Source organism: Roseococcus microcysteis, from assembly GCF_014764365.1.
GTDB lineage: Bacteria > Pseudomonadota > Alphaproteobacteria > Acetobacterales > Acetobacteraceae > Roseococcus > Roseococcus microcysteis.
The window spans coordinates 306,755-332,905 of record NZ_CP061718.1; the positions used below are offsets into that span (position 1 = coordinate 306,755).

The following is a 26,151-nucleotide window of genomic DNA, read 5'->3' on the forward strand; positions in this document are numbered from 1 at the left end:
TTCGGCACAGGCAGGGCCAGGCGCATGGATCTCTTTCACACCCTGGTGGCACTCCACATCGTCACCGGCAGCATCGGCGCCATCGCTTTCTGGGTGCCGATCGCGGGCAGGAAGGGCGGCGTCAGGCACAAATCCTGGGGCAAGGTGTTCAACGCCTGCCTGCTGGTGACGGGCCTCTTCGCCGTGGGCATGAGCATCCTGACCCTGCTGGACCCGCTGGGCACCCACCCGCATTTGGTGGGCATGTTCGACGCCGAGTTCATCCGCGGCATCTTCGGCTGGATGATGCTGCACAACGCCATCCTGACCGTGAACCTCGTCTGGTATGGCTGGATGTGCGTGTGGAACCGCCGCGACCACGCGGCCAACCGCACGCCGCTGAACATGGCGCTGCAATGGCTGCTGCTGGCCGCCGCCTTCGCCTGCGCGCTGGACGGCTGGATCATCGGCCAGCCACTGATGGTGGGCATCGCGCTGGTGGGCTTCGCGACCTTCGGCACGAACATGTATTTCATCCTGAATCCGCGCCCCGGCCAGATGGACTGGCTGAAGGAGCATCTGAAGGGTCTCGTGGGCGCGGGGATCAGCGTCTACACGGCCTTCTTCGCCTTCGGCTCGGTCCGCGTCATGCCCTGGCTCGCGCTGCACCCGGCCATGTGGGCGGTGCCGCTGGTCATCGGCGTGGGGCTGATCATCTGGCACCGGCGCAAGATCGACCTGGGGCTTCGGGCGCGGCGCGCGGCGGCGGCCGCGGCCTGACCATGCGTGTCATCGTCGTGGGGGCGGGGATGGGCGGCCTCGCCGCCGCCGCCGATCTGGCGCGCCAGGGCTGCGAGGTGACGGTGCTGGAGGCCGCCGCCTCACCCGGCGGGAAGATGCGCCATGTGGAGGTGGCCGGCCGCGGCGTGGATGCCGGGCCCACCGTCTTCACCATGCGCTGGATCTTCGAGGGGCTCTTCGCCGATGCGGGGCAGCGCCTCACGGACCACCTGACCATCGCTCCCTCCGACCTGCTGGCGCGCCACGCCTGGCGGGCGGGCGGGCGGCTCGACCTGTTCGCCGACATCGAACGCTCGGCGGAGGCTATCGCGGAGTTCGCCTCGCCCGCCGATGCCCAGGGCTATCGCGATTTCTGCGCGCGCAGCGCCGCCATCCACGACACGCTGGTCGAGCCCTTCATCGCCTCGGAACGGCCCTCCATGCTGGATTTGGTGCGGCGGGTGGGCGACCTGGGCGCGCTGTGGCGCACCATGCCGATGCGGACGCTGCATTCCGCGTTGGGCGTGCATTTCCGCGACGCGCGGCTGCGGCAGCTCTTCGCGCGCTACGCGACCTATGTGGGCTCCTCGCCCTTCCTGGCGCCGGCCACGCTGATGCTGGTGGCACATGTGGAGCAGGATGGCGTCTGGCAGGTGAGGGGCGGGATGCGCGCCGTGGCGCTGGCGCTGCACCGTCTGGCCGAGGGGCAGGGGGCAAGCTTCCGCTTCAACGCGCCGGTGGAGCGCGTGCTGGTGGAAGGCGGGCGCGCGGCCGGCGTGCGGCTGGCCGGCGGCGAGGAATTGCACGCCGATGCCGTGGTGTTCAACGGCGACGTCTCCGCCCTGCCGGCATTGGGGGCGGGCGGGGTGGCGACGCCGCGCGCGAAGCGTTCCCTCTCCGCCATCACCTGGTGCGTGAACGCGCCGACTTCGGGCTTCGACCTGGCGCACCACAACGTCTTCTTCGCCGAGGATTACGCCGCCGAATTCGACGCCGTGTTCAAGCGGCGCCGCGTGGCCGAGGCGCCCACCGTCTACATCTGCGCGCAAGACCGCGGCGCGGTGGGCGAGGCCCCCGTGCCCGGCGCGCCCGAACGCCTGCTGGTGCTGGTCAACGCGCCGCCCGATGGCGATGTGGCGCGCTTCGATGCCTCGGCCGAGGAAGCGCGCGCCTTCGCCCTGCTCGAAGCCTGCGGCCTGGAGGTGGAACGTGAGGGCATGGTCGCGACCACGCCCGAGGGCTTCCACGCTCTCTTTCCCGCGACCGGCGGCGCGCTCTATGGCCGCGCCAATCACGGCATGGCGGGCAGCTTCGCCCGGCCGGGCGCGCGCGGGCCGCTGCCCGGGCTGTATCTCGCGGGCGGCTCCGCGCATCCGGGGCCGGGCATTCCCATGGCGGCGATGTCGGGGCGGCTGGCCGCCGCGCGGCTGCTGGAAGACCGCGCCGGCCGTTCGCGCCCCGTGCAGGGGCTGGGGCTTCAGGCCCGCACGCGCTGAAAGCTGGCCGCGTCCGGCACCACCTGGTCCAGCACCCGCGCCGAGGCCACCACCCCCGGCACCCCCGCCCCCGGATGCGTGCCGGCACCGACCAGGAAGAGGTTGCGCGCCTCCTCGCTGACATTGTGCGGGCGGAACCAGGCCGACTGGAACAGCTGCGGCTCCATGGCGAAGGCGGCGCCGTCGCGCGCGTTGAGGCGGTGCTGGAAGTCGAGCGGCGTCAGGATGCGTTCCGTCGTGATGTGGCGGCCGAGCCCAGGCAGCACCGTCTCCTCCAGCCGCTTCAGCACGCGGTCGCGATAGGGCTTGGCTTCGCGCGCCCAATCCGTGCCGCTGCCGAGATTGGGCACGGGCGAGAGGACGTAGAAACTGTCGCAGCCTTCCGGCGCCAGTGAAGGGTCATTCGCCGTCGGGCGGTGCAGATACAGCGAGAAGTCGTCCGTCAGCTTCTTCCTGGAAAAAATGTCGCGCAACAGCCCCTCATAGCGCGGGCCCAGCACCATCGTGTGGTGATAGACGTCGTCGAAGCGGCGGTCGGTGCCGAAATACCAGACGAAGAGCCCCATGGAGTAGGCGGCGCGCGAGAGCTTGGCGTCCGTCCAGCGCCGCCGCTTCGTGCCGCCCATCAGCTTGCCATAGGTCCAGGCCGGGTCGGCGTTGGAGACGACGACATCGGCCGCCAGCACCTCGCCGGAGGCAAGGCGCACGCCGCTGACCGCGCCTTGCTCGGTCAGGATTTCCGCGACCTCGCTGTTCATCCGAAGCTGGCCGCCCTGGCGCGTGATGAGGTCGCACAGCGCGCGCACGATCGCCCCCGTGCCGCCCATGGCGTAGTGCACGCCGTGCAGCTTCTCCAGATGCGCGATGAGGCAGTAATAGGCCGTGGTGCTGAGCGGATTGCCGCCGATCAGCAGCGGGTGGAAGCTGAAGGCCACCCGCATCTTGTGGTTCTTGAAGTTCGAGGCGACCTTGCCGAACACCGAGCGATAGCCCTGCAGCCGCACCATGTCCGGAATGGCGCGCAGCATGGTGGCGAAGCGGTGGAAGGGCTTGTCCGCCAGCTCCGCGAAGGCGACGTCGTAGATGGCCTTGCTGGCGGCGATGTGGCGGTCGAAGCCCTCCACATCCTCGGGTGCCAGGCGCGCCACCTCGGCGCGCATCTTCTCCACATCGGCGCTGGCGCGGAACTCGGTGCCGTCGTCGAAGCGGATCACGTAGAAGGGGTCTATCGCGCGCAGATCCACCGCGTCCTGCATGCGTTCGCCGTGCAGCGTCCAGAGTTCCTCCAGCAGATAGGGGGCGGTGATGATGGTGGGGCCCGCGTCGAAGACATGCCCGTCCTGGCGGAAGGTGTAGGCGCGGCCGCCCGGGGCATCGAGCTTCTCGACCAGCGTGACGCGGAAGCCGCGCGCCAGCAGCCGCACCGCGGCCGCGAGCCCGCCAAACCCCGCGCCGATCACGACGGCCTCAGGGCGGGGCGGGGAGGAGATGACGTTCATCGTGGCGTGTTCCTGCGAGTGCGCCATCATCGCGCATCGCGCGCGCTCAGGCCAAGGGAAAGCGCGGCTTTCAGACGAAACCGAGCGTGATGAGCGCGAGCACGACATAGCGCCCGGTCTTTGCGATGGCGACGAGCAGCACGAAGCTCCAAAGCGGTTCGCGCATGATGCCCGCCACCACCGTCAGCGGGTCGCCGATGATGGGCGCCCAGCTCAGCAGCAGCGACCAGCGGCCCCAGCGATGATACCAGCCCTGCGCGCGGTCGAGTGCCGCTTCGCTCGCAGGGAACCAGGACCGGCCGCGGAAGCGCTCCACCAGCCGCCCCAGCACGTAGTTGATGACGGAGCCGAGCGTGTTGCCGAGGCTCGCCACCGCCACCAGCAGCCAGGGATCGATCTCGGACGCCAGCAGCATGCCGACCAGCACGGGCTCGGACGCCATGGGCAGCAGCGAGGCGGCGCCCAGCGCCACGAAGAACAGGCTGAGAAGGGCAAGCAGAGTTGTCATCGGCACCGCAAAGGAAAGGGGCGGAAGGCCTGCGCCCTCCGCCCCTTCGGTCTAGCACGGCGTACCGCTCAGTTCAGCGCGGGCGCCGGTGCCGCGGCCGGTTGCACGGGGGCCGAGGGGTCCGCCGCGGGGGCCGAGGTCTGGGTGGGCAGGACCAGCTCCGGATAGTTCCGCAGCATCGCCGCGCGATAGAGCGGCTGGTAGACGCCCAGGTGGCAGGTGGAGCAGTTCACCTTCAGCGTGTCGCCCAGCGGGCCCAGGCGGTTCGGCGGGAAGCGTTCACGCAGGCTCTCGATGTAGTCGTTGTTGATGGCGCGCACCATCCGGATCCCGTGCCAGGCCGTCACGCGCTGCGGCGTGCTGCTGTCCCAGGAAGCGAAGGAACGGCTGTTGTGGCAGAAGGTGCAGTTCACGCCGAGCGACGTGGACATGTGCATCATCAGCCCATAGGTCCATTCGGTTTGCAGGATGCTCTGGTTGTTGTTCCGCTCGCGCGCGGAGCCCGAGATCACCCGGATTTCCTCGTCACCCCAGAGGTAGGGGGTGAAGGGGTCGGTCGGCAGGGTGGCGTAGCCGGTGGCCGAGACGGGCCGGTTCTGCTCGCCCGCCACCGCCCACATGCGCGAGGGCGCGGCGTTGGAGGGAAGCTGCGACCACACGGCGGCCGGCACGGCCTGGCCACGGTGGCAGGTGTAGCAGGTGACGCCCACCTCGCCATTCGCGTTCACGTGGTTGCTGAAGGTGGTGTTGATGGTGTGCACCATCTGCAGCATCCGCCGCGCCACATGCTTGGTGTAGATGTCCTCGGAGGCGAAGTTGCCGGGGACGTGGCAGCCATTGCAGCTCTGCGCGGGATCCTCGGCGTTCGGATAGATCCACTCGCTCATCGCGAGCATGATCCGGCCGAACTGCTCCACGCTCAGATGGCCCAGGATCTGGACATTCTCGTAGATCTCGGAGGCCCGGGGGCTTTCGGGATCATTGGGAATGGCCTCGTCCATCTCGGGCACCGTGTTGCGGGCGGCCACGGCCGCGATGGTGCGGGTGTTGTACACCTGCCCCATCGAGGTGCCGCGGAAGCCGGACTGCACGGTCTGCACGGTGGGCCGTTCGAAGGTGACGACCAGGAAGGCCGCGGCGGCGAGAGCCACCACCGCGGTGCCGAAGAGGAAGTTGAACTTCCTGAAGAACTCGGGCTTCATTTCGCTCCCTCCCTCAGCGCGTCGGGTCGATGATCGGGCCCCACACGGCCGGATAGGCCGGCGCGAAGCGCTTCTCGATCGCCCAGAGGTACCAGTTGTCCACGACCGTGCCGGTCAGCAGGATGCCGATGCCGCCGGTCAGTGGCGTCAGCACCGCGAACCACCAGGCCCAGCGGTGGATGCTCTCGTAGGTGGCGTTGAAGCCCATGGTCCAGCGCCAGAAGATGCCGGCGCGTTCGGCGGCGGTGCCGCGGTCCATGGCCTGGTCCACCTCGCGCTCCCCGCCGAAGCGGGCCACGGCCAGGATCGTGGCGCCGTGCATGGCGAACAGCAGCACGGAGCCGTAGAGGAACACGATCGAGAGCGCGTGGAACGGGTTGTAGAAGAGGTTCCCGTAGCGGATCGAGAAGGCGGCCGTCCAATCCAGGTGCGGGAAGATGCCGAAGGGCACCGCCTCGCTCCAGGAGCCCATCCAGAGCGGGCGCAGGAAGCCCAGCACCAGGTAGAGCCAGATGGCCGCCGCGAAGGCCCAGAAGGTGTGCTGGCCGAGGCCCAGCTGGTCCGCCCGGCGCCAGGTGCGCGCAAGCCAGAGCAGCACGGAGGCCGTCAGGAAGAAGCCGGCCATCAGCCACCAGCCGCCCTGGTTCAGCGGCGGGATGCGCAGCCCCCATTGCGGGCCGGGGGGCTCCAGCGCCAGCCAGGGCAGCAGGCGGATGAACTCCACCACGTTCCAGTTCACCGAGGCCAGCATGTTCAGGCCGATGATCTCGAAGGCGATGAAGCCGCAGGCCACCGAGAGCAGGCCGAGCCAGCCCAGGTAGAAGGGCCCGATCTGCGCGTCGGCGAAGAGGCCGAGCAGACGGCTGTGGCGCGCATTGCCCACACGCACCTGGTTGTCACGCGGCAGCTTCACGCCCGGGTAGGAAGGCGGGTGCGGCTGGACCCGCGTGAAGATGAATTGATATTCCATCGTCGCGTCCCTCCCTCAGTTCCAGATCGGCAGCTGAAGCCACCAGTTCCACCATTCGGGCCAGCCGCGGGTCCAGAAGGGGCCGCTGATCACGATGCACACCGCGCTCCAGAACCCCGCCGACAGCGCGATGAACAGGCCGAGGCGATGGATGCCCAGCGTGCCGATCGAGTAGCCGATGAAGTCGCGGTAGAAGGTGTTCTCGTGCTCGGCGGTCTTCACCGTCTCACCCTTCTTGGGGTTGATGGCGGCGAGCACCAGCGAGGCATGGAGCGACAGCGCGAGCGTCGTGGTGAAGAAGAAGGTCACCGCGATCATGTGCGCCGGGTTGTAGTGGAAGTGGAGGTACTGGTAGCCGACGTTGCTCACCCAATCGAGGTGGCTGAAAATCCCGTAGGGGAAGGCATGCCCCAGGCGCCCATCAGCACCGGGCGGATGACCACCAGGGTGATGTAGGCGAAGACCGCCATGCTGTAGGCCCAGGGAATGTGCATCCCCATGCCGAGCTTGCGCGAGATCTCGGCCTGGCGGAGTGCCCAGGACACGAAGGCGCCGATCGCGCAGATGGTGATCATCTGCCACAACCCGCCCTCGCGCAGCGGAGCAAGGCCCAGGCCATAGCGAAGATCCGGCGGCGCGATGTTGATCAGCCACGGATTCCACGTGCCGCCGATGGCCGCGCCGTAGAGGATCAGGGCCGTGCCCACCAGCGAGAAGAAGAAGGTCGTGAGGCCGAAGAAGCCCACGTAGAAGGGACCCACCCAGAAATCGAACAGGTTCCCCCCGACGAGGGTGCCTCCCCGAACACGATATTTGGCTTCGAAAGTCAGCATCGCCATGGCTTGATGCTCCTGTCATGGCAGGCGCGGAACCTGCCCCTGTGTGTCGTCATCCGCGACAGCGGGCGACGCCCGCTGCGCTTGCTTCGCCCACTGCCGTGGAGCGACACGGCCTGTGCCTACCGGACGCCGGCGGGCGTACGGGCCACGGGCTGACCCGCCGTGTAGGCGAGGCTTTCCGAGCACCAGCCGAGGTGGTCGCAGTAACGGGGCGAGCTGAGGACCACGAAGTGGATCACCGCCGCGATGCCGATGACGCCGACGGCGCCCAGCATGCCGAGACGGAGCGGGTTCGCCACCATCCAGATCTTATGCATGTGTTGGTCTCCTGAATGAGAACGTGAGGTGCAGGCCGCCCGCGGACGGGCAGCCTGCGCGCCTCAGTTGATGAAGAAGCGCCAGTCGGGCGGAACCACCTGGCTGCCGTAGACGAGCGGCCGCCACATCCACACCAGGATGTGCGCGCCCATCGAGGCGAAAACCGAGAAGATCCAGCCCTGCATGACGAGGCGGTGGACTTCACGCGCTTCGGGCTCGGTCAGGCCTGCCCTAGCAATCACTTCGGCCATGTGTTGACCTCCATACGACCTTGCGGCCGGTTACCGCGCAAATCCCGCGCAGCAGGGTCGTGCAGGGCGAGGATCGCCCGGCACATCTGTCTTCCCGGCGAGGCCGGGCGGGCAGTGGGTTGGGCCGGATGCGCGGTCATGCCGGCTGCATCTCGGGGGCAAGGATGGTGCGCGCGCGCTCCAGCGTCACACGCGGCTCACCGGCATCGCGCGCCGCCTGCTCCACCTGCTCGCGCAGGCGCTTGGCGGCCGAGATGCGGATGAGGAAGGGCTCGCGCTCCACGCGCGCATCGAGCAGCGCCTGCGCCGCCTCCTCCCACACGTCGGAGGCACGCGCGGGCGTCGCCGCGATCTTGTCGAGCTCGGTGCCCAGCGGAAGGATGTGGAACAGCGCGTCGAACAGCGCGTTGCAGTATTCCTGGATGATGTAGGTGGCACCCGCATAGCCCATGAAGGGCGTGCCGGTGGCGCGGCGGATGATGGCACCGGGGAAGCTCGCCGGGATGTAGGCCGCCTTCTGCCCGGCCTCGGCCATGTACATGCGTTCGTTGAAGCTGCCGAAGACGACGAGGCCCGGCGCCTTCATCGCCTCGCGCGTGGCCGCGTTGTCGGGCTTCTGGCCCGCCTGGCGGCTGGCGGCATAGGCACAGGGAATGCCCATCTCCTCGGTGAGGAACTGCGTCAGCCCATGCGTGTAGGTGTGCGTCGCCACGACGGAATAGGGCGCGGAGGCGAAGAAATCCTGCGTCACCGACCGCCACAGATCCCACAGCGGCTTCAGCGTGGTGTGCTTCTCGCGCTCGATGAAGGGCTCGGGGTCGAGGCCCGTGAGTTCGCCCAGCTTGCGCAGGAAGTTGGTGGTCGCGAACATGCCGATGGGCGCCTGGAGGTAGGGGCGCTCCAGCTCCTCGCAGAGCTTCCGGCCGAACTCGCGGTAGAGGCAGATGTTCACATCCGCATCCGGCAGCTTCGCGATGTCCTCGATGTGACTGCCCAGCGGGAAGACCAGGTTGATCTCGCAGCCCATGCCCTCGACCAGGCGGCGGATTTCGGCCAGGTCGGAGGGCATGTTGAAGGTGCCGTAGATCGGCCCGATGATGTTGACGCGCGGCTTCTCGCCCAGCTTGGGGTTGCGCGCGCGCACCTTGCGGCCCCGTGCGCCGAACTCGGTCCAGAGCCACATGATGGCGCGGTCCGCGGCCTGCCACTGGTCCTCATCAATGGTGCGGCAGATGAAGCGCTGCAGGTTCGAGCCCTGCGGCGTGACGCCGCCGCCGATCATCTCGGCGATGGAACCCGTCACCACCACGGCGGGCAGCTCGGGGTCCTGCGTGGCGGCGGCGCGGCGCATGTTGGGCTCGGTGCCGTTCTGGCTGAGGCTCTCCTCATCGAGGCCCGTGACCACGATGGGCAGCTCATGCGGCGGCAGCGCGTCGGTGTAGTGCAGCACGGCGGTGACGGGCAGGTTCTCGCAGCCCACCGGGCCATCAATCACCACGCGCAGCCCACGCACGGCCGAGAAGGCATAGATGGCGCCCCAATATCCACCGGCGCGGTCATGATCGAGAACCAGCATGGCCTAGGTCCCCACCGCTTCGAGGGCCTTGGCCTGCGCGGCCCGCAGCTTGCGCTGGCGGTCGCGGAAACCGGGCGGGTCAATGGGCTTGCCGGCGAAGCCGTAGCCCGCGCCGTCGGGGGTGCCGACACCTTCGAAGAAGCTGACCATGCGGCCGAAGCGCTCGCGGCCCTTGGTCTGCGCCGCGACGATCCCGGCCATGGAGGCCGCGCCCGCGATGCCGAAGAGCGGCCGGGCGCTGACCATGTTGGTGAAGTAGAGGGCGGGCGTGCCCATCTCCTTCGCCTTCTGCACCAGCGGCGTGGTGCCGAGCGCCAGGTCGGGCTTGGCTTCCTTCATCGCGGCCAAATCCTGTTCCAGGCTCGCGCGGTATTGCACGTGGCAGCCATGGGCCTTCAGCCATTCGGCATCGGCCGCGGACCATTCGGTGCGCGGGCAGGCGGTGCCGACATAGGGAACCTCGGCGCCGGCCTCGATCAGCAGGCGCGCCACAAGCAGCTCGCTGCCCTCATAGCCCGAGACGGTGATGCGCGCGTTCACGCTGTTCTTCGCCAGCACGCCGCGGATGGCCGGGATCACCGCCTGGCGTGCGGCCTCGCGCTGGGCGGAGGGCACGTCCGCCGCGAGCCCGATCGCCTCGATCCACTCCGCCGTGCCCTCCACGCCCACGGGGCCGGAGCCCACCACGCGGCGCCCGGCCGCATGGAACTCACGCACGCTCGCCGTGTAGAAGGGGTGCAGGGCGGCCACCGCCGCGCAGTCCAGCGCGGCATACATGTCGCGCCATTCGCGGCAGGGCGCCTGCGCGCCGGCGGCGAGGCCCATGGGCGCCAGCACCTGCCCGATGCCCACCGGGTCGGCGGGGAACAGCTCGCCGATCAGCGTGACGCGGCGCGCATCCGTCATATTGCGCGGGCGCGCGACGGGGCCGGCCTCGGCCTCGTTGCGGGCGTAGCGCAGCATGGCACCCGCCAGCACGTCCTTGGCCTCCGCATGGGTCGGCACGCCGAAGCCCGGCACGTCAATGCCGATGATCCGCACGCCATTGATCTCCTTGGGCAGGAGTTCCAGCGGCACGCCCGAGGCGGTGGGCACGCACAAATTCGTGATGACGACCGCGTCGTAATCCTCGGGCTTCGCCATCTCGTGCACCGCGTCGCGGATGTCCTCAAACAGCTTGCCCGTGACCAGCGTCTCGGAGTTGAAGGGCACATAGCCCACGGTCCGCTTGGCGCCGTAGAAGTGGCTCGTGAAGGTCAGCCCATAGACGCAGCAGGCGCTGCCTGAGAGGATGGTCGCCACCCGCCGCATCCGCAGCCCCACGCGGAGGCTGCCGAAGGCGGGGCACATGCTCTGCGGCTGGTCATGGGGCCCGCGCGGGTAGTCGGCCATCAGCTGGTCCATCACCGCCGTCTTGCCGGCGGCGCGCGCCGCCGCGTCCAGCGTCTCGCGGCCGCCATGGCAGCCCGAGCCTTCCGTCGCGCGTGGGGGGAGGGCGTCCATGCCTCAGACCCCCTCGTAGACCACTTCGAGCGAGGGCTTGTTCAGAACCTCGCTGCCACACATGTCCTCCATGGTGGCGGGGTCGAGCACCACGCCACGGCCCACCGCATCGCCCTTGAACAGGTTCAGCAGGTTTTCGTGGGAGAGGGGCGTGGGGCGCAGCGGCGGCGCTTCGGCCACCTGCACGCCCAGCGCCTCGAACAGCGGGGCCCATTGGCCGCCCGGCGTGCCCACGATCTCGTAATTGGCGCTCTTGCGGCGGATGTCCTCATCGGCCGGGATGGCGGCCAGCACGGGAATGCCCACGGCATCCGCGAAGGCCTGCGCCTCGCCCGTGCCGTCATCCTTGTTGATGACCAGGCCCGCCACGCCGACATTGCCGCCCAGCTTGCGGAAGTAATCCACCGCCGAACACACATTGTTGGCCACATAGAGCGACTGCAGGTCGTTCGAGCCGACGACGATCACCTTCTGGCACATGTCGCGCGCGATCGGCAGGCCGAAGCCGCCGCAGACCACGTCGCCCAGGAAGTCGAGCAGCACGTAGTCGAAATCCCACTGGTGGAAGCCCAGCTTCTCCAGCAGCTCGAAGCCATGGATGATGCCGCGCCCGCCGCAGCCGCGGCCCACCTCCGGCCCGCCCAGTTCCATCGCGAAGACGCCGTCGCGCTTGAAGCAGACATCGCCGATCTGCACCTGTTCACCGGCCGCCTTCTTCTTGGAGGAGGTCTCGATGATGGTGGGGCAGGAACGCCCGCCGAACAGCAGCGAGGTGGTGTCGGACTTCGGGTCGCAGCCGATGAGCAGCACGCGCTTGCCCTGCTGCGCCATCATGTAGCTGAGATTCGCGAGGGTGAAGGACTTGCCGATGCCCCCCTTGCCATAGATCGCGATGATCTGTGTTTGCTTCACGGCCGGCGGCGCCTCGATCGAGGCGGCGTCGGCGGAAGACGAAGGCTGCATGTTCCCGGACACAGCGTTCATTCGAACTTCCTCCAATCAAGAATCATCTTCAGGCAGCGCGCATCGCCGAAGGCGGTGCGATAGGCATCGGGCGCCGTCGCCGCGGGTTCCCGATGGGTGATGAGACCGTCCAGCGAGAGCTTCCCGGACGTGATCAGCGCGTTCAGCGCGACCATGTCGGCGGGGTGCCACTCGGCGGCGATGCGGATGCGCGCCTCGCGCATGAAGGCGGGCGCGAAGGCGAAGGAGAGGCGGTCATAGAAGCCCGCCAGCGTGATCTCGCCGCCCGAACGCAGCCGGCCGATCAGCATGTCCAGGATGTTCGCGTCGCCGCTCGCATCGCAGATGCGGCCATAGTCGCGGCGGTTGTCGCGCTCGGCGTCGAGCACCTGGTAGCCAACGGCATCCGTGGCGCGGTGGGCGCTCGTCTCCCACACCATGGGCGCGGGCGCGCCGATGGCGAGCGTGATGCGCGCCAGCAGCCGCCCCAGCACGCCATGGCCGATGATGAGTTCGGGCGGATGCTCCGCGATGGCGTGGTAGGCGGTGGCGGCCAGCGCCAGCAGCACCGCGCGCTCACCCAGATCCTCGGCCACCGGCACCACGCGCTTGCCGGAGGAGACGAGGCGGCCGGCCGCGCCGCCGAACAGCCCGCGCACATCGCGGAAGCCGCGCGATCCGGGGATGAACACCCGCGACCCGACCGCCTGGCCCGAGGCCGGGCCGGCCTGGACCACGCGGCCCACGCTCTCATAGCCGGGCACCAGCGGGTAACCCATGCCGGGGAAGTTCGGCATGCGGCCGGTGTAGAGAAGCTTCTCGGTGCCGGTGGAAATGCCCGACCACTCGACATCCACGACCACATCCTCATCGCCCGGCGCGACGAGGCCAACACGCTGCAGGCGCAGGTTCTCGGGCTCGGTGAGGATGACGGCGATCGTGTCCATTTGGACGGGACTTCCCCCAGGAAGATGTAGGGTCACTGTAAGGTGACGATGACAGGTGTCAAGTAAAATGGACATATACCCATGGTGTCGGGAAGGTCACATCGCTCCGGCGGGCAGGGTCTTGGGCAAAAGGCGGCGCGCGCCCTCGCGAATCAGGGCGCCCAGCGCCGCCCGGCCACGGCAGGGCGGCACGGCGGCGGCAGCCGCGTCGGCCAGCGCCTCGAGTCGCGCCACGGCACCCCGCAGCCCCAGCTCGCGCACCGCGCTGGGCCGGCCCAGCGCCGCGTCCCGGCCCACGGGCTTGCCCATCTCCTCGGCGGCCGAGATTGCGTCGCCGATGTCGTCGGCCACCTGGTAGGCCTCGCCCAGCCTTTCGCCGACCGCGCGCCATTCCTCGATGGGGCCGCCCGCCGCCGCGGCGCCCGCCATGCTGGCGCCGGCGAAAAGGGCCGCCGTCTTGGCGCGGTGGTAGGCCGAGACATCCACATGGGTCTCGCATTCCCAGGCCTGGCCGGCGACGATGCCGCTCGGAGTCCCCACGGAATCCGCCACGATGCGCATGACCTGGGCGCTCCGCGCGGGGTTGCGCGCCGGGGCGCGCAGCACGGTCTGGAAGGCGAGGACGATCAGCGCATCGCCCGCCAGCAGGGCCAGCGGCTCGCCGAAGGCGCGGTGCACGGAGAGCCGCCCGCGCCGTGTCGCGGCATCGTCGAAGCAGGGCATGTCGTCATGCACGAGCGAGGCGCAGTGCATCAGCTCGATGGCGGCCGCCGCCGCCTCGGCCAGTGCCGGGTCATCGCCGCCACAGGCCTCGGCCGCGGCCAGGCACAGCCGCGGCCGCACCCTTGCCCCGCCGGGAAAGACGGCGTGCTGCATGGCCAGGTTCAAGAGGGGCGGCGTCGCCCCGGGGGCGAGGGCCGTGTGCAGGCTCCGCTCGATCCGCGCGGTGATGTCCATGGGGCGTCTCCCTTCCGAAGGGAGAGCATGACACCGTCAGCCCCTATGTGTCACGCGAAACTGACACAAGAAAAATGTCCAGTCGGCAAGCAGGCCTTACATCATGCCCAGAACGGCTTCCGCCGCCGCCTCGCTCGGCAGGCCCTGGGCGGGGCTGAGGCGGGCCAGCGCCTCGGCGAAGCCCGCCCGCTGCGCCGCCGCCGCCTCGCCGCCCGCGAGCAAGGGACGCAATGCCACTGCCAGCTTCTCGGGCGTGCAGTCCTGCTGGATGAATTCCGGCACCACCTCACGGTCGCAGAGCAGGTTCACCAGGCTCGCGAAGCGCACCCGCACCAGGCGCCGCGCGATGGCCGCCGTGATGGGGTTCACCCGATAGGCCACCACATGCGGCAGCCCGGCCACCGCCGCCTCCAGCGAGGAGGTGCCGGATTTGATCAGCCCGGCCGTCGCGGCCGCGAAGGCATCGGCCTTCTCGCGCGGTTCCCGCACGAAGCGGACGGGGCGGCCGAGGCTTGCGGCCTTGGCCTTCACCTCCTCCGCCACGGTGCCGGCGAGGCCCAGCACGGGCACCACCTCCGGCGGCAGGGCGCGCAGCGTTTCGGCGAAGATGGGCCAGAGCCGCCCCACCTCGCCGCGCCGGCTGCCGGGCATGACCACCAGCCCCGGCCCCTCCAGCGGGAAGCGGGCGGCATGGCCTTGCGCGGCCTCGCTCTCCAGGATGGGGTGGCCCACGAAGCTCACGGGGATGCCCGCGGCCTCGAAGAGCGGCGCCTCGAAGGGCAGCAGCGCGAGGATGCGATCCACCCGCTGCGCGATCTTCTTCACCCGCCCCGGCCGCCAGGCCCAGATCTGCGGCGCCACGTAATGCACCACCGGGATGCCCAGCGGCCTGACGCGTGCGGCGAGGCGCAGATTGAACCCGGGGCTGTCTATGGTCACCACCAGGCGCGGGCGGCGGCGCGCGATGTCGGCCACCGCCTCATCAAGCCGCCGCGCGAGGCGCCGCAGGCTGGGCAGCACCTCCAGGAACCCCATGAGCGCGAGTTCGCGGATGGGGAACAGGCTCTCGAAGCCCTGCTCGGCCATGCGCTCCCCGCCCAGGCCGGCGAATTCCAGATCGGGCGCGCGGGCATGCAGCGCCGTGATCAGCCGCGCGCCCAGCACATCGCCCGAGGCCTCGCCGGCCGAGAGGTAGATCAGGCTCATGCGAAGGGCAGGGGGGCGGGGGGCGGCACGGCGGCAGGCCAGTCGCGATGGTTCCGCACCGCGCCATCGGCCCGCACCGCGTCCAGCCGTGCCGGGTCCAGGTCCGCGAAGACCAGCCCCGGCGCATCCAGCACGCCCGCCGCCACCACGCCATCCTCCGCGAAGCCGCGGTCCACCGGGCCGAAGACGCTGGCCGCGCCGTGGTTCTCGTCCAGCGCGGCCGAGGCCGCGAAGCCGCCCACCGTCGGCGCCACCGCCACGAAGCACTGGTTCTCCATGGCGCGGGCGGCGGCCGCGATGCGCACGCGGTGCCAGCCATGCAGCGTGTCGGTGCAAGAAGGCATGAGGATCAGCCAGGCCCCCGCCTCCACCTGCGCCCGCACCAGGCCGGGGAATTCCCCGTCATAGCAGATGGACAGGCCAAGCCTGCCCCAGGGTGTCTCGAAGACGCCCGGCGGCGCGCCCGCCTCGACGCCCCAGCGCTCGGCCTCGAAGCGCGTCATGCGGAACTTGTCCTGGAAGGCGATGCGCGCCTCGGGCGTGATCAGCGGCGCGCGGTTGATGATGCGCCCGCCCATCGCCACGGGCAGCGTGCCGGGGGCGAGCCAGATCCCGTGCCGCATCGCCGCCCGTCGCATGGCGTCCAGGATGGCGCCGCTCGCGGCCACCATGGCGCGGAGTTCGGTCGCCTCATCCGCCTCGCGATTGCCGGCCAGGGCGGCGCCCAGCTCCACGCAGGCATATTCGGCCGTCAGCAGCAGATCGGCCCCGCCGGCGCGGGCCTCGCCGCACCAATGATCGAGCTTGGCGGCATAGGCCGCCACATCGGGCAGCGGCTCCACCGGCCAGGCCAGGGTCGCGAGCCTCACGCCAATTCCTTCACCCAGAAGGAGAGGGTGTGCGGCGTCTCCCGGTCATCCTCCAATTCCCGCCAGCGCATCACGCAGGAGAGTTCCGGATGATGGACATAGCCGCGCTTGCGCCAGAACGCGTCGAGCGGCGTGTAGTCCGCGGGCCGTCGCGGGTCGTTCGGGTTGCGGACCACGGCGCAAAAGGTGGCGATGCGCAGGCCCAGCGCGCGCGCATGCGCCTCGCGCGCCGTGAAGAAGCCGACGCCGATGCCCTGGCCGCGATAGGAAGCCCGCAGCACGGATTCCCCGAAATAGCAGCTGGCCGCGATGTCATGGCCCGAGCGTGCGAAAGCCTCCCGCACCTCGCCATGGGTTTCCGCCATGGGCTGGCAGGTGGCGGCCCCCACCGCCGTCTCGCCCTCCAATGCGACCACGATGGCGGCGCCGCGCCCTTCGGCATAGGTGGCGAGGTAGCGGGCCTCCTCCTCGCGGTCACCCGCGTAGAGATAGGGGTATTCGGCGAAAACCTCCGTCCGCAGCGCGGCCAGCGATGCGAGGTGCGGCCGCGCGGCGGCGCCGGCCAGCGTTTCCAGCCGCAGGCTCATGCCGCCGCCTCCAGGAAGGCGCGCAACCCGTCCTCCACCACCTTCGGCTCCAGATCGCGCAGGATGAAGACGAGGCGCGAGGACCGGTCATCCCCCGCCGGCCATTCCGCCAGGCGCTGGGGCGGGTGGAAGCTGTGCTGCACGCCGTGCATCACCACGGGCCCGGCCTCGCCCTTCAGGTTCAGGATGCCCTTCACGCGCAGCATCCGCTCGCCCTGGGTCATGGCCATCATTTCCAGGTAGCTGGCGAGGCTCTCCCAGGGCAGGGGGCTGTCGAAGCGCAGGCACAGCGCGCGGATGCGCGCATCATGCCGGTTCACGTCGTGGTGGTGATGGTGGTGGTGGTGCCCGGCGGCGGCGATCCAGCCCGTGATGTCGGGCAGCTTGCCATCGGCGCCGAAGGGCCCGGCGTCGAGCAGTTCCTCGACGGTTGCCGTGCGCGCATCCAGCACCGGCGCCACCGGGTTCAGCGCGGCGAGGCGTTGGCGCAGCGGCGCGGGGTCCGCGAGGTCCGTCTTGCTGATCACCAGCCGATCCGCGACCGCCACCTGCCGCCGCGCCTCCTCCTGGGCATCGAGCGTCGCCATGCCCGCGACCGCATCCACCAGCGTCACCACGCCATCGAGGCGATAGTCGCGCAGCAGCAGCGGGTCGCGCATCAGGGTGTGCAGGATGGGGGCGGGGTCGGCCAGGCCCGTCGTCTCGATCACCACGCGGCGGAACTCGCGCCCCCGGGCGGCCAGGTCACGCAGCGCGCGCGACAGGTCGCCGCGGATGGTGCAGCACAGGCAGCCCGAGGCCAGCAGCACCGAATCCTCCTCCGGCGCGGAGATGAAAAGGTGGTCCAGCCCCACCTCCCCGAACTCGTTGATCAGCACGGCGGTGCCGGCCATGGCGGGGTCGTGCAGCAGGCGGTTGAGCAGCGTGGTCTTGCCCGCGCCCAGGAAGCCGGTCAGCAGCGTAACGGGGGTGCTCATGCGCCATAGAGCCTTTCGGGGCTGATGAGGGGGGCCATGATTTCGGCCAGCTCGCCCTCGCGCGGGGCCAGATAGAAGCAGCTGCGCCTTCCGGTGTGGCAGGCCACACCATGCTGGTGCACCAGCAGGAGAATGGTGTCGCCATCGCAGTCGAGGCGCAAATCCCGCACCTCCTGGTGCTGGCCGGAGGTCTCGCCCTTGCGCCACAGCCCGCCGCGGCTGCGGCTGTAGTAGCAGGCGCGGCCGGTGGCGAGCGTCTCGTCCAGCGCCTCGGCGTTCATCCAGGCCATCATCAGCACCTCGCCCGTGTCGTGCTGCTGGGCGATGGCCGGCACCAGGCCGCGCATGTCGAAGCGCACCGCGGCCAGGATGCGGGCGCGGGCGGCCGCATCCTGGAGAGGGAGGGGGGAGGGGGTGTCCGTCATCGTCCGACACTATATGTCAGAAGCGGCAGCGCGATGAGGGGCGGATGGAGCTGGACACCATGCTCGAACAGGCGGCGGCGCAATGCGCGAAGCGCGGCGCGCAATTGACGCCCCTGCGCCGCCAGGTGCTGCGCCTGGTGCTGGAGGCCGAGCAGCCCGTGGGCGCCTACGCCCTGCTGGACCAGTTGAAGGCCCAGCGCGCCGGCGCCGCCCCGCCCACCGTCTATCGCGCCCTGGATTTCCTGCTGGAACAGGGGCTGATCCACAAGCTGGAGCGGCTGAACGCCTTCACCCCCTGCATCGAGGCCGGGCACGACCATGGCGCCCACAGCCACCCCCACCAATTCCTGATCTGCCGCCGCTGCGGCACCACCACCGAACTCACCGACCACGCGGCGGCGCACGCCCTGGAAGCGGCCGCCGCCCGCGCGGGCTTCCGCGTGGAGCGCATGACGGTGGAACTGGAAGGCCTCTGCGCCGCCTGCGCCAAGCCCTGAACGACCCCGAGAGAGAGACGAGCATGGACATTGCCACCCCCATCGCCACCACGAAGCAGGAGGCGCTGACCGCGCGCTATGGCGCCGCCACCCCCGCTGCCGGGCCGTGGAACGAGCATATCGCGCTGCTGCTCTCCCACCGCTCCATCCGCGGCTACCGCCCCGACGCCCCGCCCGCGGGTACGCTGGAGACGCTGGTCGCCGCCGCGCAATCCGCCGCCACCAGCTCGAACCTGCAGACCTGGTCGGTCGTCTCGGTGACCGACCCGGCCAAGCGCGCGGCCATGGCGAAGCTGGCCGGCAACCAGAAGCATATCGAGCAATGCCCCATCTTCCTGGTGTGGTGCGCCGACCTCTCGCGCAACGCCCGCATGGCCGAGGAACAGGGCAAGGTGCTGGAAGGCCTGCCCTATCTGGAAAGTTTTCTGGTGGCGGCGATTGATGCCGCGCTGGCCGCGCAGAACGCCGTGGTCGCCGCGGAGTCCCTGGGCCTCTCCACCGTCTATATCGGCGCGCTCCGCAACGACCCCGAGCAGGTGGCGCAGTTGCTGGCCCTGCCGCAGGGCGTCATGGGCGTCTTCGGCCTCTGCGTGGGCTATGCCGCCGAGGGTGTTGCGAACGAGGTGAAGCCGCGCCTGCCCCAGGCCAGCGTGCTGCACCACGACCGCTACGCCACGCAGGACGAAGCGAGTCTGCGCGCCGCCTATGATGGCGAGATGGCCGCCTTCTCCGCGCGCCAGGGCATGGACAATGACAACTGGTCGGGCCGCGTCCTGCAACGCATGGGCAGCATCCGCGCGCTGAACGGGCGCGACCGGCTGAAGGCGGCGGTGCGCGCGCTGGGCTTCCCGCTCAAGTAGAGAAAGGGGTCAGCCCTTCTCCTTCACCCGGCCGGCCTGGAAGCCCGGGCTGGCCCGCAGCGCCTCGGTCGTGTCGAAGTCGCGCAGCACGCCATCATCGGCCACCTCGACCTCCACGAGGCGGTCGGCGTGGCGGCCCACCAGTTGCCGCGCGCCCACATCGCCCGTGATCTCCATCATGGCCGGCACGAATTCCCGCCCCCAGAGCACGGGGTTGCCCTGCTTGCCGCGGAAGGTGGGCTGGACGATGGCGCGGCCCTCCTCCGGGTCGAAGGCGGAGACGAGGCGCTGGATCACGCTGGGCGTCACCAGCGGCATGTCGCCCAGTGCCACCAGCACGCCCTCCGCGCCCTCGGGCAGGGCGGCGAGGCCGGCGCGCAGGCTGGCCGACAGCCCCTCCGCGTAATCCTCGGCATGGGCGAAGATGACGGGGCGGCCGGTCAGCGCCTCCTGCACCCGGTCGCGCTCATGGCCGGTCACGACCAGCACCGGGCGCACGCCGCTCTCCAGCACGGAATCCACCACGCGGGCGATCATGGCCACACCTTGCGCGTCGGCCACCAGCAGCTTGTTCAGCGGCGCCATGCGGCGCGAACGTCCGGCGGCGAGAACGAGGCCCGCCACCTGGCGCGGCCGGCGCGGGGCGCGGGCGGGGGGAGGGGTTGCCGGCGCCTTCTCGCGCGGCAGGGGCCGCGTCTCGATCTCCTTGAGCAGGCCTCCCACGCCCATGGCCATGATGTCGCGCGCCCGCACGGGAATGCCGGCGAAGAGGCGCTGCAACACCCAGTCGAAGCCGTTGAGCTTGGGGCTGCGGGCGCAGCCGGGCAGGACCATGGCCGGGATGCCATCCACCTCGCCCAGGCAGATCAGATTGCCCGGGTCCACCGGCATGCCGAAATGCTCGATGCGCCCGCCCGCCTTCACGATGGCCGCGGGGCCGACATCGCGCCGGTCCACGGTGGCCGAGGCGCCGGCGATGAGCAGCATCTCCGCCCCCTGGCGTTTGAGGCGCATCAGCGCATCGGCGGTGGGCCCGGCCTCGTGCCGCGCGCGCTCCACCGGCAGCAGCGTGCCCATCAGGGCCTCCACCCGGGCGCGGGTGACCTCCACCGCGCCCTCCATGGCGCTTTCCTTGACGCCCGGCAGCTCGGTCATCACCAGCCCCACCTTCATGGCGCGGTAGGGGTGCAGCGACAGGGCCTGGCCGCCGCGCAACAGCGCCTCCGCCACCGCCAGCGCCGGGCCGGGCACGGCGAAGGGGATGATCTTGATGGTGGCCAGCATCTCCTTGGGGCTGACCTGGCTGTAATTGGGCAGGGTCGCGATGGTGATGCTTTCGTCCAGCGTGTTCAGCCGCTCGATCAGCGCGGCATCCAGCACCAGCAGCCCCGCGCTCTCCGCCAGCAGGTTCACCCGCCCCGTGGCCGACTTGCTGCGCGCGATCAACGGGCGCAACGCCGCATCGGCGATGCGCGCCGCGGCCTCGTCCTCCGGCACATCGCCCGGGGCCATGCGGGCGGCCACCACCTGGGGCTGGCCCGCGGCGCGCAGCGCGGCCACGGCGTCGGCGTCCAGCACCGTGCCCTTCTTCAACACGCGGTCCTTGAGGCGGATGGTGTGGGCGAGGATGGCGCCCTCGGCCTCGTCCAGGGGCGTGGGACCAAAGATCATTTGCCGCGCCTCCGCGCCACCACTTGCGCCATGATGGACAGCGCGATTTCAGGCGCCGTCACGGCGCCGATGTCCAGCCCCACCGGGGCCGCGATACGGGCGATGGCGGCATCGCCATGCCCCAGTTCCTTGAGGCGGTCCACGCGCTTCGCATGGGTGCGCCGGCTGCCAAGTGCCCCGATGTAGAAGGCGGGGCTCTTCAGCGCCACATCCAGCGCGGGGTCGTCGAGCTTCGGGTCATGCGTCAGCGTCACGATGGCCGTGCGCGTGTCGGGCGAGAGCGCCGTCATCGCCTCGTCTGGCCATTCATGGTTGAGGGTGACGCCCGCGAAGCGTTCCTCGGTGGCGAAGGCGCGGCGCGGGTCCACGATGGTGACGTCAAAGCCCATCCCCGCCGCCATGGGCGCCAGCGCCTGTGCCACATGCACGGCGCCCACGATGACGAGGCGCAGGGGCGGGTTGTGCGGCTGGACGAACCAGGCCTCGCCCTCGCTCTCGATATTCGCGGTGCGGTCGGAATCCAGCGCCGCCTGCGCGGCCTCGGCCAGCGCACCCGGCAGCGCCTCGTCGGGCCAGAGGCATTGATGGCCGTCGGAGAGGCGCGTCAGCAGCACCACGGGGCGACCCGCCGCGCGGGCGGCGCGCAGGCTGGCCAGCAGGGAGAGTTTCACGCCAGTTTCTCCACGAAGACCTTGAGCTTCCCGCCGCAGGCCAGCCCCACCTCCCAGGCGCGCTCATCGCTGATGCCGAAATCGAGCAGTTGCGGCTGGCCGGTGCGCATCGTCTCCTGCGCCACCTCGGCCACCGCCCCCTCGATGCAGCCGCCCGAGACCGAACCCGCCATCCGCCCCGAGGCGGTGACGACCAGCATGGACCCCGCCGGCCGCGGCGAGGAACCCCAGGTTTCCACCACCGTCGCGATGGCCACCTGCTCACCGGCTTCGGCCCAGGCGGCGGCGGTTTCCAGCATGTCCTCGGTCATCGTCCGTGCTCCCGCTTGGGGGTTTCGCTCAGCGCATCCACCAGCGCCTTGAGGCTGGCGAGGTTGTGCACCGGGCGGAAGTCATGGACATGGGGCAGCATCGCCCGGATGCCCTGGGATTTGGGTTGGAAGCCGGCGTAGCGCAACAGCGGATTCAGCCAGATCAACCGCCGGCAGGAGCGTTGCAGCCGGTCCGTGGCCTCGGCCAAGCCCCGCCCGCCCTCGCGGTCCAGCCCGTCCGTGATCAGCAGCACCACGGCTCCCTGGCCCAGCACGCGGCGGCCCCAATCCTGGTTGAAGCGTTCCAGCGCCTCGCCGATGCGCGTCCCGCCCGACCAGTCGGGGACGATGTGGCTGATCATCTCGAAGGCGATCTCGGGGTCCTTGTGGCGCAATTGCCGCGTGATGTTGGACAGCCGCGTGCCGAAGAGGAAGCTGTGCACCCGGTCGCGGTCCGCCGTCACGGCGTGCATGAAATGCAGCAGGATCTGCGCGTAGCGCGCCATGCTGCCCGAGATGTCGCAGATGGCCACCAAGGGCGGCGTCCGCTCCACCTGGCGACGCCGGGCGATGGTCGCGATCTCGCCGCCCGTGCGCGTCGCGGCACGGATGGTGGCGCGGATGTCCACGCGCGGGCCCAGGGGGTCCGGGCGGAAGCGGCGGGTGGGGCGGGCGTCCAGCGGCAGGACGAGCTTGCGGATCTCCTGCTTGGCCTGGCTGATCTCGGCGGCGCTCATCGCCTCGAAATCCATCTGCTGCAGGCGTTCGCGCTCGGACACCGTCATGGAGGCGTCCAGCTCGCGCTTTTCCTCCTCCTCCGGAGGCGGGGGCTTGGGGCGGTCGCCCGCCATGGCCTCGGCGAGGCGCCGCCCTCCCGGCTTCGCGCGCTCCTCGGGCTTCTGGGCCTCCATCAGCGCCATGGCCGCACCCGCCCGCGCGCGCTCGGGGTCACGCCAGAACAGTTCGAAGGCGGCGTCGAAGATGTCGTTCTGCTCGTGCTTGCGCAGCAGCGTGGCCTTGAGCGCGGCGCGGAAGCCCGCCCGGCTGTCGAGCCCCGCGATGCTCAGCGCCTCCATGGCCAGCAGCGCATCGCCGGGGCCGACCTGAAGGCCGGCCCGGCGCAGCAGGCGCACGAAGGCCTGGATGTTCGGCGCGAGGGCGGCCGCCGGCCTGAGCGGCGCCGGCGGAACCTGCATGGATTCGCGCGGCGGGATCACGCCCGCGCGCCTTCCTTCGCCTCCGCCACCAGTCGCGCCGCCTCCTCGCCGCGCAGCTTCGCGATGTCGTCCTGGTATTTCAGCAGCACGCCGAGCGTGGCGTTCACCGCGCCGGCCTCCAGCTCCCGCGCATCCAGCGCCGCCAGGGCGTTGGCCCAATCAATGGTCTCGGCGACACCGGGCAGCTTGTAGTAGTCGCCCTGGCGCAGGCGCTGCACGAAGGCCACCACCTGGGCCGAGAGCGTCTCCGCCACCTGCGGCGCGCGCAGCGCCAGGATGGCGCGCTCGCGCGCCGCGTCGGGGTAGTCCACCCAGTGATAGAGGCAGCGCCGACGGATGGCGTCATGCACCTCGCGCGTGCGATTCGACGTGATGATGACCACGGGCGGCGTGGCCGCATGGATGGTGCCGAGCTCGGGCACCGTGATCTGGAAGTCGCTCAGCACCTCCAGCAGGAAGGCCTCGAAGGGCTCGTCCGCGCGGTCCAGCTCATCAATGAGCAGGACGGAGGGCTCGCCCTCCAGCGCGCGCAGCAGGGGCCGCGCCTCCAAATAGCGGCGTTCGTAGATGGAAGCTTCGAGATTGGCCGTCTCGCCCCGCGCCTCGGCCATGCGGATGGCCATGAGCTGGCGCGCATGGTTCCACTCATAGGCCGCGGCCGAGAGGTCCAGCCCGTCATAGCATTGCAGCCGCACCAGGCCGCGCGGCAGTTGCGCGGCCAGCACCTTCGCGATCTCGGTCTTGCCGGTGCCGGGCTCGCCCTCCAGAAAGAGGGGGCGGCCCATGCGCAGCGCCAGGTGGACCGTGGTGGCCAGCGCCGCATCCGCCACATAGCCGCCCGCCGCGAGCAGCGCGGTGGTGGCCGCGACATCGGCCGGCAGCGTGGCGGTCACGTCAGGAAGATCAGGAACAGCACGAAGAGCATGGCCGCGCTGCCGATCCAGAAGACGAGAGGCATTCCAAGGAACTCCGAAGGGATGAGGGAGAAGACCGAGATCGCGGCGGGCGCGGGCGCGGGGGCCGGCGGGGGCGCCGCGCCGGGCATCGCCACCACATGGGCCTTGGGCTCCAGGTTCGCCTTGAAGCGGTCGAAGAACTGGTCGGCCATCTGCTTGGCGGTGCTGTCAATGAGCCGCGCGCCGAGCTGCGCCATCTTGCCGCCCACCTGCGCCTTCACATGATAGCGCAGCAGGGTCTCGGTGGGGCTGACCTCGTCCAGATGGACATCGGCGCCGCCCTTGGCGAAGCCCATGGCACCGCCATTGCCCTCGCCGGTGATGGTGTAGCTGGCCGGCGGGTTGAGGTTGTCGAGCTTCACCTTCGCCGAGAACTTCGCGGCCATGGGGCCGATCTTGATGGCCAGCCGGGCCGCAAGCTCGGTCTCGGACAGTTTCTCGATGCTCTCGCAGCCCGGGATGGCGGCCTTCAGCGCCTCGGGGTCGTTCAGGGCCGCCCAGACCTCGGCGCGGGGCGCCTCGATCCGGCGCTCGCCGGACATTTCCATGGGATATCTCCTAAGCTTGTCGCGTTATTAGGGGCCGGGGCGCCCCCACGCAAACCCCCCGGTGCGCCGGGGGGTGTCCCAAGGGCTGGAAACCGTGGTCGTTCTGTTGACGCGCGGGGTTTTTTGGGGAAAGCCTTGGCCGCTTTTTCCAGGGGGTGGCCTTGCGTCCGGTTCTGATCGCGCTCTTGCTCGCCTGTGTCGTCACCCCCGCCCATGCCGCGTCCATAGATGGCAGCCAGATCGGATTGATCTGGGGCCTGCCCTTCGCGGGCATCCTGCTCTCCATCGCGCTGATGCCGCTGCTGGCGCCGCATTTCTGGCACCACCACTACGGCAAGGTGGCGGCCGCCTGGGGTGCGGCCTTCCTCATTCCCTTCGCCGCCCTCTTCGGTGTGGGGGCCGCGGCGAACGAGGTCGCCTTCGTGCTGGTGGACGAGTACATCCCCTTCATCGTGCTGCTGCTGGCGCTCTACACCACGGGCGGCGGGGTGCTGCTGCGCGGCACGCTGGTGGGCACGCCGCTGACCAACACGGCCATCCTCGCCGTCGGCACCATCCTGGCCAGCATGATGGGCACCACCGGGGCCTCGATGCTGCTGATCCGCCCGTTGCTGCGCGCCAATGCGGACCGCACGCGCAAGGTGCACAGCTTCGTCTTCTTCATCTTCCTGGTGTCGAACATCGGCGGCAGCCTGACGCCCATCGGCGACCCGCCGCTCTATCTCGGCTTCCTGAAGGGCGTGTCCTTCTTCTGGCCCACCATCCACCTCTTCCTGCCCTTCGCCGTCTGCGCCGTGGTGCTGCTGGGCATCTACTTCCTGCTCGACACCTGGCTCTACGCGAAGGAGCCGGTGAAGCCCGGCTTCGAGGGCGCGCGCGTGCGCCTGTCCATCGAGGGCTGGGTGAATGTGGGCCTCATCCTGGTCGTGGTCTTCGGCGTGCTGCTCCAGGGCATCTGGAGCCCCGGCACCACCACCGTCCTCGGCCAGACCGTGGGGATCGAGCGGCTCGTCGCCATCGCGATCTTCCTGGCCGTCACCGCCGTCTCCATGCTGCTGACGTCGAAGTCCCTGCGCGAGGCGAACGGCTTCACCTGGGGCGCCATGGCGGAGGTGGCCAAGCTCTTCGCCGCCATCTTCCTCTGCATGGGCCCGGTCATCGCCATCCTGAAGGCCGGCCCCGCGGGCGCCATGGCGCCGCTGGTGGCGCTGACCTCCGATGGCGCGGGCGCGCCCATCCCCTGGGTGTATTTCTGGCTGACCGGCGCGCTGTCGAGCTTCCTCGACAACGCACCCACCTACCTCGTCTTCTTCAACCTGGCGGGTGGTGATCCACAATTCCTGATGACGCAGGGCGCGGCCACGCTCGCCGCCATCTCGGCCGGCGCGGTCTTCATGGGCGCCAACACCTATATCGGCAACGCGCCCAACTTCATGGTGAAGGCCATCGTGGAGGAGAACGGGGTGCGCATGCCCTCCTTCTTCGGCTATTTCGGTTGGGCCTGCCTGTTCCTGGTGCCGCTCTTCGTGCTGTGCACCTTCCTCTTCTTCCTCCACTGACGGGAGCCC

27 protein-coding genes and 1 pseudogene are annotated in these 26,151 nt (G+C 70.1%); 5 read left to right on the top strand and 23 right to left on the bottom strand.

What is annotated here, in order from left to right; all coding sequences use genetic code 11:
- The first annotated feature begins 24 nt into the window (after positions 1-24).
- Positions 25-759 carry a hypothetical protein gene (locus ICW72_RS01385; protein ID WP_191084592.1) on the top strand — a complete coding sequence of 245 codons (735 nt, stop codon included), beginning with the start codon at positions 25-27 and terminating at the stop codon, positions 757-759.
- Positions 760-761: 2 nt separating this feature from the next.
- Positions 762-2,255: a 1-hydroxycarotenoid 3,4-desaturase CrtD gene (gene crtD, locus ICW72_RS01390; RefSeq protein WP_191084593.1), complete on the top strand. Its 1,494-nt coding sequence runs from the start codon at positions 762-764 to the stop codon at positions 2,253-2,255.
- On the opposite strand, the gene crtI is transcribed toward crtD, so the two are convergent.
- The 17 genes and pseudogenes from crtI to hisI all read right to left on the bottom strand — a co-directional run bounded on the left by crtI (position 2,237) and on the right by hisI (position 17,852).
- Entirely contained in the window at positions 2,237-3,754 is a 1,518-nt protein-coding gene (crtI, locus tag ICW72_RS01395) for a phytoene desaturase family protein (protein WP_191084594.1), read from the bottom strand. The two genes, crtD and crtI, sit on opposite strands and share 19 nt — an antisense overlap.
- 70 nt (positions 3,755-3,824) lie before the next feature.
- Entirely contained in the window at positions 3,825-4,262 is a 438-nt protein-coding gene (locus ICW72_RS01400) for a YqaA family protein (RefSeq protein WP_191084595.1), read from the bottom strand.
- Positions 4,263-4,330: 68 nt separating this feature from the next.
- Positions 4,331-5,464 carry a photosynthetic reaction center cytochrome PufC gene (gene pufC / locus ICW72_RS01405; RefSeq protein ID WP_191084596.1) on the bottom strand — a complete coding sequence of 378 codons (1,134 nt, stop codon included), beginning with the start codon at positions 5,462-5,464 and terminating at the stop codon, positions 4,331-4,333.
- Positions 5,465-5,477: 13 nt separating this feature from the next.
- Entirely contained in the window at positions 5,478-6,434 is a 957-nt protein-coding gene (gene pufM, locus ICW72_RS01410) for a photosynthetic reaction center subunit M (RefSeq protein ID WP_191084597.1), read from the bottom strand.
- Between the two features lie 15 nt (positions 6,435-6,449).
- A pseudogene (gene pufL, locus ICW72_RS01415) lies at positions 6,450-7,273 on the bottom strand (photosynthetic reaction center subunit L).
- 119 nt (positions 7,274-7,392) lie between these two features.
- Entirely contained in the window at positions 7,393-7,590 is a 198-nt protein-coding gene (gene pufA, locus ICW72_RS01420) for a light-harvesting antenna LH1, alpha subunit (RefSeq protein ID WP_191084598.1), read from the bottom strand.
- Between the two features lie 63 nt (positions 7,591-7,653).
- The gene (locus ICW72_RS01425) at positions 7,654-7,842 is read right to left on the bottom strand and encodes a M14 family metallopeptidase (protein WP_191084599.1); all 189 of its coding nucleotides are present in this window, start codon (positions 7,840-7,842) and stop codon (positions 7,654-7,656) included.
- Positions 7,843-7,978: 136 nt separating this feature from the next.
- On the bottom strand, positions 7,979-9,418 hold the full coding sequence (bchZ, locus tag ICW72_RS01430) for a chlorophyllide a reductase subunit Z (RefSeq protein ID WP_191084600.1): 1,440 nt from the start codon (positions 9,416-9,418) through the stop codon (positions 7,979-7,981).
- 3 nt (positions 9,419-9,421) lie between these two features.
- Complete coding sequence (gene bchY / locus ICW72_RS01435) at positions 9,422-10,921, bottom strand: chlorophyllide a reductase subunit Y (protein ID WP_191084601.1); 1,500 nt, start codon at positions 10,919-10,921, stop codon at positions 9,422-9,424.
- A gap of 3 nt (positions 10,922-10,924) precedes the next feature.
- Entirely contained in the window at positions 10,925-11,905 is a 981-nt protein-coding gene (locus ICW72_RS01440) for a chlorophyllide a reductase iron protein subunit X (RefSeq protein WP_191084602.1), read from the bottom strand.
- Positions 11,902-12,831 (bottom strand): chlorophyll synthesis pathway protein BchC, encoded by a 930-nt coding sequence (gene bchC / locus ICW72_RS01445; RefSeq protein WP_191084603.1) that lies wholly within the window; start codon positions 12,829-12,831, stop codon positions 11,902-11,904. The genes ICW72_RS01440 and bchC overlap by 4 nt, the downstream gene beginning before the upstream one ends.
- Positions 12,832-12,927: 96 nt before the next feature.
- Positions 12,928-13,788 (bottom strand): polyprenyl synthetase family protein, encoded by an 861-nt coding sequence (locus ICW72_RS01450; RefSeq protein ID WP_191084604.1) that lies wholly within the window; start codon positions 13,786-13,788, stop codon positions 12,928-12,930.
- A 96-nt stretch (positions 13,789-13,884) separates the two neighbouring features.
- Positions 13,885-14,994, bottom strand: coding sequence for a lipid-A-disaccharide synthase (gene lpxB / locus ICW72_RS01455; protein ID WP_191084605.1), 1,110 nt, complete (start codon positions 14,992-14,994; stop codon positions 13,885-13,887).
- Positions 14,991-15,863: a carbon-nitrogen hydrolase family protein gene (locus ICW72_RS01460; protein ID WP_223880742.1), complete on the bottom strand. Its 873-nt coding sequence runs from the start codon at positions 15,861-15,863 to the stop codon at positions 14,991-14,993. The genes lpxB and ICW72_RS01460 overlap by 4 nt, the downstream gene beginning before the upstream one ends.
- Positions 15,860-16,450 carry a GNAT family N-acetyltransferase gene (locus ICW72_RS01465; protein WP_191084606.1) on the bottom strand — a complete coding sequence of 197 codons (591 nt, stop codon included), beginning with the start codon at positions 16,448-16,450 and terminating at the stop codon, positions 15,860-15,862. The genes ICW72_RS01460 and ICW72_RS01465 overlap by 4 nt, the downstream gene beginning before the upstream one ends.
- On the bottom strand, positions 16,447-17,427 hold the full coding sequence (locus ICW72_RS01470) for a CobW family GTP-binding protein (protein ID WP_191084607.1): 981 nt from the start codon (positions 17,425-17,427) through the stop codon (positions 16,447-16,449). The genes ICW72_RS01465 and ICW72_RS01470 overlap by 4 nt, the downstream gene beginning before the upstream one ends.
- A complete protein-coding gene (hisI, locus tag ICW72_RS01475; protein ID WP_191084608.1) occupies positions 17,424-17,852 on the bottom strand; it encodes a phosphoribosyl-AMP cyclohydrolase in 429 nt (142 codons plus the stop codon). The genes ICW72_RS01470 and hisI overlap by 4 nt, the downstream gene beginning before the upstream one ends.
- 44 nt (positions 17,853-17,896) lie before the next feature.
- Between hisI and ICW72_RS01480 the strand changes: the two genes are divergently transcribed.
- Positions 17,897-18,349 carry a Fur family transcriptional regulator gene (locus tag ICW72_RS01480; RefSeq protein ID WP_191084609.1) on the top strand — a complete coding sequence of 151 codons (453 nt, stop codon included), beginning with the start codon at positions 17,897-17,899 and terminating at the stop codon, positions 18,347-18,349.
- 23 nt (positions 18,350-18,372) lie between these two features.
- Positions 18,373-19,209: an NADPH-dependent oxidoreductase gene (locus ICW72_RS01485; RefSeq protein ID WP_191084610.1), complete on the top strand. Its 837-nt coding sequence runs from the start codon at positions 18,373-18,375 to the stop codon at positions 19,207-19,209.
- Between the two features lie 9 nt (positions 19,210-19,218).
- On the opposite strand, the gene ICW72_RS01490 is transcribed toward ICW72_RS01485, so the two are convergent.
- From ICW72_RS01490 to ICW72_RS01515, 6 genes are read right to left on the bottom strand one after another with little or no spacing between them, the layout of a single operon-like run.
- Positions 19,219-20,880, bottom strand: a complete 1,662-nt coding sequence (locus tag ICW72_RS01490) for an NTP transferase domain-containing protein (RefSeq protein WP_191084611.1) — start codon at positions 20,878-20,880, stop codon at positions 19,219-19,221.
- Complete coding sequence (locus ICW72_RS01495; protein ID WP_191084612.1) at positions 20,877-21,551, bottom strand: XdhC family protein; 675 nt, start codon at positions 21,549-21,551, stop codon at positions 20,877-20,879. The genes ICW72_RS01490 and ICW72_RS01495 overlap by 4 nt, the downstream gene beginning before the upstream one ends.
- On the bottom strand, positions 21,548-21,862 hold the full coding sequence (locus tag ICW72_RS01500) for an XdhC family protein (RefSeq protein ID WP_184383994.1): 315 nt from the start codon (positions 21,860-21,862) through the stop codon (positions 21,548-21,550). Before ICW72_RS01500 ends, ICW72_RS01495 begins: the two co-directional genes overlap by 4 nt.
- Positions 21,859-23,079, bottom strand: coding sequence for a vWA domain-containing protein (locus ICW72_RS01505; protein WP_332308965.1), 1,221 nt, complete (start codon positions 23,077-23,079; stop codon positions 21,859-21,861). Before ICW72_RS01505 ends, ICW72_RS01500 begins: the two co-directional genes overlap by 4 nt.
- On the bottom strand, positions 23,076-23,972 hold the full coding sequence (locus tag ICW72_RS01510) for an AAA family ATPase (RefSeq protein WP_191084613.1): 897 nt from the start codon (positions 23,970-23,972) through the stop codon (positions 23,076-23,078). The genes ICW72_RS01505 and ICW72_RS01510 overlap by 4 nt, the downstream gene beginning before the upstream one ends.
- A complete protein-coding gene (locus tag ICW72_RS01515) occupies positions 23,969-24,583 on the bottom strand; it encodes an SRPBCC family protein (protein WP_191084614.1) in 615 nt (204 codons plus the stop codon). The genes ICW72_RS01510 and ICW72_RS01515 overlap by 4 nt, the downstream gene beginning before the upstream one ends.
- Positions 24,584-24,744: 161 nt before the next feature.
- Here ICW72_RS01515 and ICW72_RS01520 point away from each other — a divergent pair, with 161 nt between their 5' ends.
- Complete coding sequence (locus ICW72_RS01520) at positions 24,745-26,142, top strand: sodium:proton antiporter (protein ID WP_223880743.1); 1,398 nt, start codon at positions 24,745-24,747, stop codon at positions 26,140-26,142.
- The last annotated feature ends 9 nt before the right edge of the window (positions 26,143-26,151 follow it).

Bases quoted from the DNA above. Each gene is read 5' to 3' on its own strand.
- ICW72_RS01385 (WP_191084592.1), top strand. From the start codon at position 25: ATGGATCTCTTTCACACCCTGGTGGCACTCCACATCGTCACCGGCAGC.
- crtD (WP_191084593.1), top strand. From the start codon at position 762: ATGCGTGTCATCGTCGTGGGGGCGGGGATGGGCGGCCTCGCCGCCGCC.
- crtI (WP_191084594.1), bottom strand. From the start codon at position 3,754: ATGAACGTCATCTCCTCCCCGCCCCGCCCTGAGGCCGTCGTGATCGGC.
- ICW72_RS01400 (WP_191084595.1), bottom strand. From the start codon at position 4,262: ATGACAACTCTGCTTGCCCTTCTCAGCCTGTTCTTCGTGGCGCTGGGC.
- pufC (WP_191084596.1), bottom strand. From the start codon at position 5,464: ATGAAGCCCGAGTTCTTCAGGAAGTTCAACTTCCTCTTCGGCACCGCG.
- pufM (WP_191084597.1), bottom strand. From the start codon at position 6,434: ATGGAATATCAATTCATCTTCACGCGGGTCCAGCCGCACCCGCCTTCC.
- pufA (WP_191084598.1), bottom strand. From the start codon at position 7,590: ATGCATAAGATCTGGATGGTGGCGAACCCGCTCCGTCTCGGCATGCTG.
- ICW72_RS01425 (WP_191084599.1), bottom strand. From the start codon at position 7,842: ATGGCCGAAGTGATTGCTAGGGCAGGCCTGACCGAGCCCGAAGCGCGT.
- bchZ (WP_191084600.1), bottom strand. From the start codon at position 9,418: ATGCTGGTTCTCGATCATGACCGCGCCGGTGGATATTGGGGCGCCATC.
- bchY (WP_191084601.1), bottom strand. From the start codon at position 10,921: ATGGACGCCCTCCCCCCACGCGCGACGGAAGGCTCGGGCTGCCATGGC.
- ICW72_RS01440 (WP_191084602.1), bottom strand. From the start codon at position 11,905: ATGAACGCTGTGTCCGGGAACATGCAGCCTTCGTCTTCCGCCGACGCC.
- bchC (WP_191084603.1), bottom strand. From the start codon at position 12,831: ATGGACACGATCGCCGTCATCCTCACCGAGCCCGAGAACCTGCGCCTG.
- ICW72_RS01450 (WP_191084604.1), bottom strand. From the start codon at position 13,788: ATGGACATCACCGCGCGGATCGAGCGGAGCCTGCACACGGCCCTCGCC.
- lpxB (WP_191084605.1), bottom strand. From the start codon at position 14,994: ATGAGCCTGATCTACCTCTCGGCCGGCGAGGCCTCGGGCGATGTGCTG.
- ICW72_RS01465 (WP_191084606.1), bottom strand. From the start codon at position 16,450: ATGAGCCTGCGGCTGGAAACGCTGGCCGGCGCCGCCGCGCGGCCGCAC.
- ICW72_RS01470 (WP_191084607.1), bottom strand. From the start codon at position 17,427: ATGAGCACCCCCGTTACGCTGCTGACCGGCTTCCTGGGCGCGGGCAAG.
- hisI (WP_191084608.1), bottom strand. From the start codon at position 17,852: ATGACGGACACCCCCTCCCCCCTCCCTCTCCAGGATGCGGCCGCCCGC.
- ICW72_RS01480 (WP_191084609.1), top strand. From the start codon at position 17,897: ATGGAGCTGGACACCATGCTCGAACAGGCGGCGGCGCAATGCGCGAAG.
- ICW72_RS01485 (WP_191084610.1), top strand. From the start codon at position 18,373: ATGGACATTGCCACCCCCATCGCCACCACGAAGCAGGAGGCGCTGACC.
- ICW72_RS01490 (WP_191084611.1), bottom strand. From the start codon at position 20,880: ATGATCTTTGGTCCCACGCCCCTGGACGAGGCCGAGGGCGCCATCCTC.
- ICW72_RS01500 (WP_184383994.1), bottom strand. From the start codon at position 21,862: ATGACCGAGGACATGCTGGAAACCGCCGCCGCCTGGGCCGAAGCCGGT.
- ICW72_RS01515 (WP_191084614.1), bottom strand. From the start codon at position 24,583: ATGGAAATGTCCGGCGAGCGCCGGATCGAGGCGCCCCGCGCCGAGGTC.